Here is a 13,050-nt window from a genome sequence, read left to right as displayed (position 1 = left end):
AGGGTTTCGTGACATTTGGGTAGATCGGGGGCTGGGGAAAGCGGTGGGAACCGATTGCGATCGCGTCTTTGCTTAAGGCTGTCGGTTCTTTGTCCCCTGTGCTTGGACATAGCGGCAGGCTGCCTCAGCTTCAAGCGGTTTAGAGAACAGATATCCCTGGACATACTCGACCCCCAGCGACTGCAGCTGCCTGAGCTGATCTCCGGTTTCAATGCCCTCTGCGACGACGGTCATCTCCGAGCTTTGGGCAAGGGCTACGATAATCTGGATCATTTCTAGGCCCTTACGGTCGATGCTGAGGCGGTTCACAAAGGCCCGATCAATTTTTAAGGTATCGATGGGGAACTCGTGCAGTCGACTCAGGGAGGAGTGGCCCACCCCAAAATCATCAATGCAGATATGAATGCCCAGGGTTCTAAACTCCTGAAGGATTTTTTCGGTCTCCGCAGATCCCGTGACAATTGTGCTTTCGGTGAGTTCTAGCTTGAGCTGATCGCCTGAGAGTCCAGTGGCGCTTAAGATCTCATGCACGGTCTCCACCAGATGGGGATTGGTGAGCTGCAGCGCCGAGAGGTTCACATTCATGGTTAAAGCATGGGCCGGAGCGTGCTGCTGCCATTGGCTGAGCTGATGACAGGCTTCGGCAATCACCCACTGGCCAATGTCATGAATCAGGCCTGTCTCTTCGGCAATGGAGATAAATTTATCGGGAGAGATGCGCCCCAGCGTGGGATGCTGCCAGCGGATCAGAGCCTCAAACCCACTCAGGGTTTCTGGGCTGAGCTGGAGAATGGGCTGATATTGCAAAAACAACTCGCCCCGTTGCAGGGCTTGCCTGAGATCGCCCTCCAGGATCAGGCGCTCCATGGCTTCTAGCTGCATCTGTTGACTGAACAAACTGTGGCGACGCTTCCCCTGATTTTTGGCATGGTACATGGCGGTGTCTGCATCGCGCAGGATGTCCTCTGCGGTGCGATCGCCATGGGTGCTGAGGGTGATCCCAATGCTAGCGGTGACGACTAGATCTTGCCCCTCCAGGTGAAAGGGACGGGTGATTGCGCTTTGAATCCGCTCTGCTATCCGCTCTGCGTAGCTTGGACTGGGCAGATTCGTAAGCAGGATGACAAATTCATCGCCGCCAAAGCGAGCCAGTAAATCCGTCGCGCGCAGCAATTCTTGCAGCCGATCCGCCGCCTGCTTCAGGAGCAGATCCCCTTTGAGATGACCCAGGCTGTCGTTGATGACCTTGAAGTAGTCTAAATCCAAAAACAGGACGGCGTAGCTACGGGGATTTCCACTGGGATCGGTGATAAAGGCGTTGAGCTGATCCACGAAATGCTTGCGGTTGGGTAATCCCGTCAGATAGTCATGCAGGGCTTCATACTGTAGACTTTCTTCCTTTTCTATGAGTTGACACTGAGCCCTCTGGAGGTTTTGCAGGGCTTCGGTGAGCTTTGCGGTGCGATCTTGAATGCGCTTCTCCAGCAGCTCACTGGCGCGGATGCGCTCTGTAATGTCGTTTTGAATCCCGACAAAATGCGTCAGCTGTTGGGTCTCATCAAACACCGGAGAAATCGTCAGCTCATTCCAAAAAAGCGTGCCATCCTTGCGATAGTTGCGCAGCACCACTGTGCAGTCTCGCGGCTCACCCTGCGCTGCGCGCAGTTTCTCTAGGGCCGGCTGATGGTGATCGTTGCCCTGCAGGAAGCGACAGTTTCGTCCCAGACTGTCTGCCGCTGAGTAGCCGGTTTGGGTCTCAAAGGCTGGATTGACGTAGATGAGAGGCATCTCTGGGTGCTGGGCATCACTAATTAAAATGGCGTTACCACTGGCCTCAACAGCCTTTTGCCAGAGCCGCAGCTTTTCCTCAGCCTGCTGCCGCTGGGCAATTTCTAGGGAGAGCTGCTGATTTTTCTCAATCCAGTCGGACACTTCAGACAGTAAGGTTTTGACCACGGAGTCGCGGTCAAAGGAGCAGGTTTCCACTCCTAGCCAGGGCAGCGGGGGGATCACGGTTTGGGTGTCGTACAGGGTTTGGAACTGACCATCAGGCTGAATCTGGCCAATGCGGCAGGGTTTGGCAACGTGATGATTGTCTTTCAGGGTAATTGGGCCGCCAGGTGCCCCAAAGGTTTGGCCATAGGCAGCCTTCCGCACGCGATCGCTCCTGAAGGACTGAGCCGTTTCAACAGCCTGCTTCCAGAGATAGACCTGGGCATAGGCGGCTTCGATGGGATCGCTGGTGACCCGATGGGAGCCATACCGACGATGAAAATTTTCCACAAAGGCCCGGTTGCTTGCCAGATCCAGGCTTTGAAAATAGCTCCAGGCAGCATAATGTCCGGCGGTGATCCCCGTCAATTGCTGGAGTTCCACCTCGGTGATGCTCGTCGCCATGACAGGCAGGTCCACCGCCGCCAGACCGGCTTGGTGATACTGACGGTAGAAGCCTAGGTTGCTGTCCCCATTCAAGGTGCTGAAGATGACATCGGGCCTTGCGGCTTGGATCTTGGCCAGGATGGCTTCAAAGGACTGGCACCCCAAGGGAACATAGTCTTCCCCAACCACCGATAGACCGCGAGCCTGCAGGTGGGCCTTAATCAGCTTGTGGGCACTCCAGGGAAAGATGTAGTCTGATCCCAGCAGAAAAAAGCGGCGATGTTCCTGGGCTAGGAGCCAGTCTAGGGCTGGCTCAATCTGCTGGTTAAGACACGATCCGGTGTAGAAGATATTGGGGCTTTGTTCAAGACCCTCATACTGCAGGGGATACCACAGTAAGAGGTCGTGCTGCTCCACCACGGGCCGCACGGCCTTCCGGCTAGAGGAAGTCCAGCATCCAAAAATCGTGACGGCTCCTTGGGCAATCATCCCAGCTGCTTTTTGGGCAAATTGATCAGGATTGGAGCCGCCATCTTCAATGAGGGGCGTTAGCCTCTGGCCTAAAACTCCGCCCTGTTGATTAATTTCATCAACTGCCATCAGGGCTGCATCAACGAGCGATGCTTCACTGATCGCCATTTCTCCGGTCAGAGAGTGAAGAATGCCAATTTGGACCATGGAACAGGATGGGATAGGTAGGAAAAATGCTCGCTGAATTCAGACCTCTAGCGGCATGACCTGGGGCCATGAGAATCTGCTTTACCTCTCCATCACGCATTCTTCCACAGGGGATTGGTATTGTTTGATACAGGCTGGAGAGTCTGGCAGCCGCTTTAAATAGACTTCCCCAACCGTAAGATTGGTTTTATAGAGCGGACACATATTGTGAATATCGTCATAGTGACGGCAAGTTCCGCAGGTCGCTGTTGTGTGCATCCTTCCCCCCTCATCTGATTTTTCTAGATGAAATAATTTTAGAAACAGTGCTTTCCTAATTTTTGGCTGCAATTTCCAGAAATTTTAGCCTATGGATCGAAAAAGCTGGTCAAGAGGCCGTTCTATAATAAATTAGCTCTCTAAAAAGTAAATTTAGAAAGTCCAGAATTCTAGAGTGACCTGAACCGGATGGATGTCTGTCTAGTACCCTCGCATTCCGAATATTTCAGGTTCAGTCCAGCTCCATGAAGTTTCTTTGAAGCTTTTGAAGCTATGGTCAGTATAGGCATTCAGCCCTCCGAACGGATCAACGCCGAAAGATTCAGACTTTTGGATTACGGAAAAATACGGAGGAATTAGGGCGAAGCAGCCCTAGAATAGCCAGGATGCGCTCAGCGGTCTCAACCTTTTGCGACTTGGGCCTAACCCATGCCCCAGTGGAGCAATAGGGGGAGGGTGACAAAACTGAGTAAGGTGGACAACACAATCGTGCGCGAAACTTGACTGGCATCACCTCCCAGTTCGGTGACCCAAATGAGGGAGCTAACCGCCACGGGCATGGCTGCTTGCAGGACCAAAACCTGTAAATCTAGTCCTGTCAGGCCCAATCCCCGCCCAATGGCGTAGGCTAGGCTGGGCGAGACGCCTAGCCTTAATCCTGCTCCAATCCATTCCAGCGCCCCCAGGGCAAACCGCGATCGCGCCAGCTGAATGCCCAGGGTGAGCAAGGCCAGGGGAACCACCCCTTCTCCCAGGAGTTGGAGTCCCTGACTCAGGGCGTTAGGTAGATCCCAGGGGGTAATCTGGATCCCCACCCCCAGCAGTGCAGCCCAAAGGACAGGGAGCTTTAAAGAATATTGCGCACTGGCCCTGAGACCCGTGCCCTGAAGAATGATTGGAAAGAGGCTGGAAATAAGCAGGCTAGAGATCACCAGGTAAATCACGGCGCGCTCCAGACCCGCCTCCCCCAGGGAGAAGAGGATAAAGGGGAGACCCATGTTGCCCACATTGGCAAATAGGGTCGTCGCCATCAGACTTTTGCGCTGATCTGGCGATATCCGTAGTGTGTAGCCAAGGCCCAGGGAGATCAAATAGAGCAAACCCGTATTGATTAAAAAGGCGGCGATCATGAGGACGGCCCGGCCTGCGGTAATCTGGAGATCCAATAAGCTGGTCAGCACCAGGGCCGGTAGCATCGCGTAGAGATTCACCTGAGCCAGGGTGGAAACATCTAGTTTGAAGCAGCGCCCGATCGCTATGCCAACGATGGCCACCAGGGCAGTGGGCAATACTGCTGTAAGGAATACCGTCATTGCTCTAGTGTCGGCCATGATTTTGCGTATTCTAGCCCTTGGGCCGGGTCAATAGGAGAACTAGCCTGAGAATTGTTCTGAAACCAGCCTGTTTTCCGATGGATTTGGGAACCTTAAGGAAAAATTCCCCATTACTACCCTCGCGATCTATGATGCGTCCCATTGTCCTCCCAGCGCGGCATTTCTTTTTCCCAAGCAAGTGGGCGGTTGGCTGGCTTATCCCAATTCGCGTCCAGAGGCATCCGGTGGGGGCCCTGTCCATCAACTCGCTGTCATGATCTAGCCTCCCAGAGGACTGCAGTCAGGAATTGGGATGCGGATCACCACAAAATTTTTAGGATCTTCGCTCCTTCTGGGGGCCTTGGTTTTGGGGCTGTTTGGGGGAGGCCGGCTGGTGCTGCACTGGGCTGACCAGTCCGTGCGCGCGAGCCAGGCTCAAACCCAAGATTCTCTAGATGCGGCGCTGCGGCTTGACCATGCCTTGCGGGGGGAAATCCTGGCGCTGAAGGACTATGTTCTCCTCACCCAGGATCGTGCCGATTTCGTGCAATACGATCGGTCGCAGCGTGAGTTTGTGCAGAGTCTGCAATCATTACAGGTGCTCATGGGCGATGTTGAGGAACTGGTGCGAGTGGAGCAGCGCCATCGATCGCTGACTGATTTAGCCAGACGGCTTTCCCCAACCGATTTGACCCTGGAGCAGGTGCGGCGAGAGGTGCGTGCGATTAATGACCTCAGCGACTCCATGCACCAGGATTCTAGCTTGCTCATTCAGTGGGCCAAGCAGCAGGATCAGCAGGCTAAAGCCCAATTTATGGCGATTCAGAGGCATATTCAGCTTGCAGAGCTGTTGCTCCTGGGCGGGGTGGCTCTCACCTTAATTCTGCAGTTCTACACCATCTTGCGACCCATGATGCGCTCGGTGAAGGTGCTTCAGGCAGGAGCGGTGCGGTTCGGTGCGGGGCACCTTGACCATCGTCTCCAGATTCGGACCGACGACGAGCTGGCGGACCTGGCTCACCAATTTAATACCATGGCTGAGCAGCTCCAGCGGACCCAGCAGCACCTGCAAGAAAAAATTAGGGAGCTGAAGGTGGCCAGGGAAATATCCCATGCAGCTAATCTGGCTAAGAGCCAGTTTCTTTCAAATATGAGTCACGAACTGCGTACGCCCCTCAACGGCATTTTGGGCTACGCACAAATTCTGGAGCGATCGCCGAACCTGGGTGAACGGGAGAAAAAGGGAATTCAGGTCATCCACAGCTGTGGCCATCATCTGTTGACCTTGATTAGCGACATTTTGGATCTGGCAAAAATTGAAGCCCGAAAGCTTGATCTATTGCCAACCCCGGTGGTTTTAACAGATGTGATCCAAGAAATTGTTGAACTGTTTCAGGTGCGTGCCGCTCAAAAGCAGATTCGGTTTGAGCCGATTGTTCAGCTTGGTGCCCTGACCCAGGTGGTGGTGGATGCGAAGCGTTTACGTCAGGTGCTGCTGAATCTGTTGGGCAATGCCCTCAAGTTCACGGATGCCGGAGGGATTACTTTTCGGGTGGAGTCCCTGGAGGAGACGATCCAGGGTTCAGCCCCAGGCTCGCTTTGCACTCTGCGGTTTGCCGTTGAAGATACCGGGGTGGGGATTGCCCCAGAAGACCTGCCTCGACTGTTTCAGTCCTTTGAGCAGGTGGGCGATCGCTCCCGTCAGGATCAAGGGACCGGATTGGGATTGGTCATCAGCCAAAAAATTGTGGAAATGATGGGGGGTCAGATCCAGGTGCAAAGTCTACCGGGGCAGGGCAGCATCTTCTCCTTTGAAGTGTGCTTACCGCGGCTGTTATCGACCTCAGCCCCGACGGCGATCGCGTCAGCACATCCCGCCCACATTGTGGGCTATGAGGGCAAAACCCGGCATATTCTCGTGATTGATGATTGCCGGGAAAATCGGGTTATCTTCCAAGACTGGCTGGAGTCCTTGGGCTTTCACGTTACCATGGCTGAAAACGGTCCAGAGGGTCTGGCAGAAATTCAACGACAGCCTCCAGACCTCGTCATCTTAGATCTAGCCATGCCCGTCATGGATGGATTGGTCTGTCTCAAGCAAATTCGTCAAGATCCCAAGCTGCAGGATTTAAAAATCCTGGTTTCCTCGGCCTCGGTCTCGGAGGTCGATCAGCAGAGGAGCCTGGCCGCTGGAGGAGACGACTTTCTTCCCAAGCCCATTTCCAGCCACGATCTGTGTCGGCAACTCAAGCAGCAGTTAAAGCTGACCTGGAGATACGCTGCAGGAGACAGATTCTCTTCGGCGTGCGATCAGGTCATCGGTCAGGGCATCGGTGAGATGCCCTCTGATGACCCTCTCTCTCTGCCGCCGGTGGCGGAGCTACAGCAAATGCTCCAGATCTCCCAGGAAGGACGGCTGAAATGCTTAACGCAGATGGCCCAGACGATCGGGGTAGAACAGCCCCATTGCCAGCCCTTCACGAAAGTCCTGATGCGGCTTGCCGAAGCCTTTGAGGTGGAGGCTCTCGAAGCCCTCTTGCAAGACTCCCTCCAGAGGTCTGGGGCTCAGGCTACCCGCGATGGATCCGCTCACCCGTCGCTGAATGGGGCCATCGGACTTGCAAAAATCCCATAGATTTTGTGAAAGGTGATCCATAAATTGCTTGCGAGGATCAGGGTAGCTGGAGGCAAGACTGCAGCAGGCGTGAGAGGCCTATCCGTGGCATCGACCAGCCTCTCTTTGAGGCCGCTCGAGTCATGATTGACCTTGACCTCTATGCAGGGGTGTCAGGGCTTGCGAATCTAAAAATTTGCTCTTAAAATCATTAAACGCCGGGGGGCGTCCGAGCGCGGAGAAATTCTTACCAAAATGGGCGTTGTGGTTCACAACGAGATGGGTTGAATCCATCGGTGCAGCCGATATACAGGACAAATACACCGGGTAGCGTTGAGCCTGGCCTAGGCAGCCTTCCTGCTGGGGCTGTCTGCAATGCGGCGGCATGGGCGTCTTTGGAATCCAAAGTTTATGTTTGTTGGGTTAACGATTCTTAGGTTTTTTGGTTATGGCTGTCTCTCCCTCCCTGGTCCCGAACCTGGATCTTTCGCTGCTGGAAAACCCCGCCCCGTCTAGTCTGATGGGCGGGCGAGTTGCCCCAGCGCAGCCGCCATCAGACCTTGACCCTGCAGCCGCTGAAGCGTTGCAATCCAGATTGGGCCTGGCCTCAGTGCCGGTGGCTGATCCTGCGATCGCCCTGGATCTCCCCCCGATGGATCTCCCCCCAATGGATCTGCCCATCCCCTCCCAGGCAATGGGCATTGCCTCGCCGGGACTGGCCAGTCTGACACCGGAGGAGAGTGATCCGGGTGCCCCTGGGATACCCCTGGTCTCCGGGGGCGAAACGGTGGTGCCAGAGACCAGCCATCAACGCTTGTGCTGCTGCGAACGCTGTGATGCCGGGTTTGGCTACTATGCGCCCCAGGCCCAGACCCTGCGATCCTGGAATGGGCTGGAGTTGGCAGACTACGAGCAGACCTTCAGTCAGCTGGTGTTGCGATCGGCCACAGTTCCTGAGATCTTCTCCGATACTTCGCTGTCAGTGGCCCTGGTTCAGTCGCGGGAACTGGCGGACTCAGTTCAGGGGCAGGGAGATTCTTTGATTGAGTTTGAGCCCGCGGCTGGGATTACCGTGACCGGAGAAAGCTGGGGGGTTGCCTGGGGAGATGTGAACGCAGATGGCTTGCCGGATGTTTACCTGGGACGGCATTTAGCGGGTGCAACGCTATTGGTGAATCAAGGCGATGGCACCTTTCAAGACCAAACCCGAGCCTATTTTGGGGCGGAACCACGCGGGGATAAGCATGGGGTCGCTTGGGCGGATTATGACAACGACGGCGATCTCGATCTGCTGCAGTTGCGCGGCGGGGCGCAGACGACCCAGCTTTTCCAAAACAATGGGGCCGGTCGGCTGGTGGATGTGGCTGCGGCTCTGAATGCAGATTATCCGGGCAGCGGGCGATCGCCGGTGTGGTTTGACTTCAATGGGGATGGGCGTCTCGATATCGTCTTAAACATGCGAAATCGAGACGACGTTCCGCCGACAATTTTGCAGCAGCGGGAGAATTCAGTCTTTGAGTCCGCCTTTGAGGATGTGGGATTCGAGACCGGGTTCACCCCGGAGTCTGGGGTCACAACACTTTTTTCTGTGCTGGCGGATGTGGGGGACAGCTCCGCGCTGGATCTGCTGACGCGCCGAAATAACGACTCGATTCGCCTCTCGGCCCTCTCTTCAGACTCGCTCCCTTTTCAGCCCATATCGCTACCGCCGGCCTTGGTGGAGGCCAGTGCCGTCAACGATATCATTAGCGCCGACTTTGACGGGGATTTGCAAAATGATATTTTCCTGGCCCGAGGCACCAGTCGGGGGGACGTGTTTCAGCCGGATGCGAGGAATCTGAACTTTTATTTAGATGTCGGTCGGGGGGAGAAAAGCGTGCGCTTTAAGGCTGAGGGTACGATCGCACTCCAGTTGCCTGTGACCAACGAAGATATCTGGATCGGGGAGAATCGAGAAAACCCCAGTAATAGTAATTTTGTACTCTCTTCGTTCGACGCTGATGTGTATGGCCAGCAGGCGGGGCGCGATCGCGGGATTTACGTGTACTACAATCCTGCCGACCTGTTCTGGACGATTACTTGGGTGAATCCGGGGACCAATGCTGACCTGTATGGATTTGTGGAGGCGCGGGAGAGTCCAATTTCGGAGGTGGAGACCCTGGGGTTTGATCCCCGCGATCAATTCTTGTCGAACCTGCTGTTCCGACGAGAGGGCAATCGGTTTGTGGATGTTACAACCTCTGCCGGATTTGAGGCTGGGCAAACCGCTGCCTTTAATGCGGTGGCCGGGGATCTCGATAATGATATGGATCTCGATATCTATGTCGTGTCCACCGGCTATGCCGGAAACCGTGAAAACATCGTCTATGAAAATCAGGGGACGGGGCAGTTCATTGCTCGCCGGGTGAAGGGCGGCGCGGGTACCGATCAGGGATTAGGAGATTCTGCCTCGCTGGTTGATTATGATCTCGACGGACATCTCGACGTATTTCTGGCGAACGGGAACTTCTTTAATGGACTGGGGGCGGTCAGCCGGGGGTTTTTTAACGATGCTCCGTATGAGCTATTGCGTAATAAAGGCAATGAAAATCACTGGCTCCAGCTGGATCTGGTGGGGGTAAACTCAAATCGGGATGCGGTGGGAACTCGGGTGATTGTTACAGCCGGGGGCGTGCGCCAGCTGCGGGAGCAAAACAACGGCATGCATAATCATGCCCAAAACTTCCAGCGCATTCATTTTGGCTTGGGCCAGAATAGGCGTGCGGCTTCAGTCGAGATATCCTGGACCAATGGGATGCAACACACCCTCCAGGGCGTGAATGCCGATCAAATTTTGACCGTGACGGAGGGAATTGGCTTCACGGGCCGGGATGTGATCATTGGCACAGCGGCCCCAGAGCAGCTTAACGGTCTAGCTGGCAACGATCGCCTGGTGGGTAAGGGCGGCAACGATATTTTGCTCGGTGGTCGGGGGAACGATGATTTGTTTGGCGACAGTGGTCAGGATGTGCTGGTGGGCCAAGCCGGGAGCGATCGCATTCGCACCGGGGGCGGACGCGATGTGGTTCGGTTTGAGCGCCCCGACGATGGCGGCGATCGCATCTTTGATTTTTCTAGAACGCAAGATCGGTTTGAATTGGTGGCGACTGAGTTTGCGATTGCGCTAGGGTCGCTCGATGCTGCGGCATTTAGAGTAGGAACCCAGGCCCAATCTGCTTCAGAACGAATTATTTATAGGATTGGCACGGGTGAATTGTTCTTTGACCCCGATGGGGTTGGCGGGCAGACCCAGGTGCTGCTGGCCACCCTGGTGAATAAACCGCAGCTAACCGCCCAAAATTTTGTGGGGATTTAGTTAGCCCTGCGGTGTCCTCGCATTCCATTGAATTGATCAGTTGTCCGGGCTGCATCGCATAAGGACTAAATTTCCCTGCGCTTGAGCTGGGGGAATGACTGACCGTTTTAGCCATCATGGATGGGTTCTGGGACTGGGTCAATCCGATGGCTGTCAATTCCCAAAAAGCCTGCTACTGTAGAAAACAGGTTTAACGCTCATGCAACGTTAAAGGATCCATAACTATGGTCACGATTCATACAACTCGAACCCTAGTGGCATTTCCTCTGGGTCTCACTCGCGGTGGGACAAACGATGCAACCTTAGATTTCTACGAGCGTTATGGCTTCCTTCAAAGATATTCTGCGCTACTATCGCGGCTACTGGGCGATCGCTGCCTTCAGTATTGTTGCGGCTAGCCTCCTAGAGGTTCTCGATCTCCTGGTTCCCTACGCCATCGGGCAAATTCTAAATGTTCTCTCTAAACAACCGGTAGATCAGCCCGTTCAGGCGGTGGTTCAGGTTGTTGGACAAATTCTTCCGCTTCCAGCGGGGCAATCCTTGATCCTAGGCGTCCTGCTGGTCGTGATCTTTGCAGTGTCGGTGCTGCGGGCACCGATTCAGCCCTGGGTGGGCAGCTGGTTCCACTGGGCTATCCCGCTGCGAGCCCGGCGCGATCAGGCTGAGCGCGTCCTTGCGAAGATCCTGACGCTGCCCCTGGCTTTTTACGATGAGCATAATCCGGGCCGGATTGCCGGACGCGTCTCGCGGGGTCTGGAAAACCACACCTGGACCTATCCGGAGATTGCCGGCCAGTTTATTCCCAAGTTGATCCGGGTGCTGGGGATTTTTGGGGTGATTTTGCTGATTGAATGGCCCATTGCGATCGCCCTACTGATCTCGTTTGTGGTGATTTTAGGACTGAGCTTGCGCAACCTGCGGCAGTTAATTCGCCGCGAGGAAATTCTGAGTCGGTATATGGAAAATACCGAGAGCCGCACCTCGGAAATTATTACCAACATTAAAACCGTGAAGGCCTTCGCGACCGAGGCCAGTGAGCTGGCCCGGCAACGACAGCGATTAAACCGGGAGCTGGCGGTGGTGGAAAATCGCATTCACCGGGGTTATGTACAGCTCGCTACCTGGCAGCGCACCGTGGTGCAGGCGTCGGTGTTTGGGGTGCTGGTGATGACGCTGGTGGCAGCGGTGCAAGGTCGCATTTCCCTGGGGCATTTTGTGACCACGCTGACGGTTTCCAGCATGGCCTATGCTGAAATTGAACCCCTGAGCATGATGGCGGAGTTTGTGGCCCGTCGCTACGCGGCGATGCTGCGCTTCCATGAATTTTTGCAGGAGCCCTCGGGTTTAGCCCAGGTAAATTTATCCCAACCCGCAGCTGTGACCCGCTATGCGTTTACGGGTAAGGTTCATTTCCAAAACGTGAGCTTTGGGTATGATCCTGACAAGCCGGTCCTACGAGATATCAACCTGCTGATCGAGCCCTACCAGACCGTGGCGCTGGTGGGGCGGTCGGGGTCGGGAAAATCCACCCTGGTGAAACTGCTGTTTCGCTATTTTGATCCCACCTCCGGCGAAATTCTGATGGATGGCCAGGATATCCGCACCCTGGAGATGACGCCCTATCTGCAGCGGCTGGCCATTGTGCATCAGGAGGTGGATGTGTTTAACGGCACGCTCCTGGATAATTTGACCTATGGCAATCCCCAGGCGAGCGTGGAGCAGGTGCAGGAGGCCTGCCGCATTGCCCGCGTTGATGAATTTATTCCTTCGTTGCCGCTGGGATACTACACCATCGTCGGTGAGCGTGGGGTGCGGCTCTCGGGGGGGCAGCGGCAGCGTCTTGGAATTGCGCGGGCACTGCTGGTGAACCCGGATGTGCTGGTGTTTGATGAGGCGACCTCTAGCCTGGACTACGAGTCGGAGCGGGAGATTCAGCAGGCGATGCGATCGCTGTTTGGGACGCGATCGCTGTTGGTGATTGCCCACCGTCTGAGTACAGTGCGCGATGCGGACAAGATTGTGGTGTTAGATCAAGGTCGTATTGTGGAAACGGGGCGTCACGAGGATCTTTTAAACAATCGTGGGCTGTACTGGCAGCTCAATGAGCTGCATGAGGCGCGGGAGGTTTTGGATTGATCTGGCCTAAATTCTGGATGAATTCCCTCAACATTGGCGGAACGAATTTTTTCGCCTATTCGCCCCGCCTTATTCTTAGAAACAGCTTCAGGTCTGAAGGTATCCATTCAGCCAGTCAATGCCTGGTATATCGCCTTGGCGTTTGGGTATTTTTTAGCTAACTCCGGCGATAATTGAAGCCTTATCAGGACTGAGGTGCGAATTTCATCCTTCGGTTCATGAGTGACTAACGCATTTTTACCTACATTTCGCAGGTCAAGAGATGAAATAATAGCGGCAAGCGGGCGGCCCTAACAGCCGTATGATCCGGCATCGCT

The 13,050-nt window shown here is 55.0% G+C and carries 6 protein-coding genes; 3 read left to right on the top strand and 3 right to left on the bottom strand.

Features of this window, described 5'->3' with window-relative positions; genetic code table 11:
• Positions 1-72: 72 nt before the first annotated feature.
• From QQ91_RS12235 to QQ91_RS12225, 3 genes are all read right to left on the bottom strand, one after another.
• Complete coding sequence (locus QQ91_RS12235; protein ID WP_166282444.1) at positions 73-3,057, bottom strand: transporter substrate-binding protein; 2,985 nt, start codon at positions 3,055-3,057, stop codon at positions 73-75.
• An 81-nt stretch (positions 3,058-3,138) separates the two neighbouring features.
• Positions 3,139-3,315, bottom strand: coding sequence for a hypothetical protein (locus QQ91_RS12230; protein WP_166282442.1), 177 nt, complete (start codon positions 3,313-3,315; stop codon positions 3,139-3,141).
• A gap of 422 nt (positions 3,316-3,737) precedes the next feature.
• Positions 3,738-4,646, bottom strand: a complete 909-nt coding sequence (locus QQ91_RS12225; protein ID WP_236096177.1) for an AEC family transporter — start codon at positions 4,644-4,646, stop codon at positions 3,738-3,740.
• Positions 4,647-4,941: 295 nt separating this feature from the next.
• On the opposite strand from QQ91_RS12225, the gene QQ91_RS12220 reads away from it, so the two are divergent.
• From QQ91_RS12220 to QQ91_RS12210, 3 genes are all read left to right on the top strand, one after another.
• Positions 4,942-7,263 carry an ATP-binding protein gene (locus QQ91_RS12220; protein ID WP_166282438.1) on the top strand — a complete coding sequence of 774 codons (2,322 nt, stop codon included), beginning with the start codon at positions 4,942-4,944 and terminating at the stop codon, positions 7,261-7,263.
• A gap of 427 nt (positions 7,264-7,690) precedes the next feature.
• Positions 7,691-10,597 carry a cartilage acidic protein gene (locus tag QQ91_RS12215; protein WP_166282436.1) on the top strand — a complete coding sequence of 969 codons (2,907 nt, stop codon included), beginning with the start codon at positions 7,691-7,693 and terminating at the stop codon, positions 10,595-10,597.
• A 321-nt stretch (positions 10,598-10,918) separates the two neighbouring features.
• Entirely contained in the window at positions 10,919-12,733 is a 1,815-nt protein-coding gene (locus tag QQ91_RS12210; protein WP_166282434.1) for an ABC transporter ATP-binding protein, read from the top strand.
• Positions 12,734-13,050 lie beyond the last annotated feature (317 nt).

The organism is Lyngbya confervoides BDU141951 (genome assembly GCF_000817775.3).
Taxonomy (GTDB): Bacteria; Cyanobacteriota; Cyanobacteriia; order Thermosynechococcales; family Thermosynechococcaceae; genus Lyngbya; species Lyngbya confervoides.
This window is presented reverse-complemented; position numbering and strand designations above follow the sequence as displayed.

Bases quoted from the DNA above. Each gene is read 5' to 3' on its own strand.
- QQ91_RS12225 (WP_236096177.1), bottom strand. From the start codon at position 4,646: ATGGCCGACACTAGAGCAATGACGGTATTCCTTACAGCAGTATTGCCC.
- QQ91_RS12230 (WP_166282442.1), bottom strand. From the start codon at position 3,315: ATGCACACAACAGCGACCTGCGGAACTTGCCGTCACTATGACGATATT.
- QQ91_RS12215 (WP_166282436.1), top strand. From the start codon at position 7,691: ATGGCTGTCTCTCCCTCCCTGGTCCCGAACCTGGATCTTTCGCTGCTG.
- QQ91_RS12220 (WP_166282438.1), top strand. From the start codon at position 4,942: ATGCGGATCACCACAAAATTTTTAGGATCTTCGCTCCTTCTGGGGGCC.
- QQ91_RS12210 (WP_166282434.1), top strand. From the start codon at position 10,919: ATGGCTTCCTTCAAAGATATTCTGCGCTACTATCGCGGCTACTGGGCG.
- QQ91_RS12235 (WP_166282444.1), bottom strand. From the start codon at position 3,057: ATGGTCCAAATTGGCATTCTTCACTCTCTGACCGGAGAAATGGCGATC.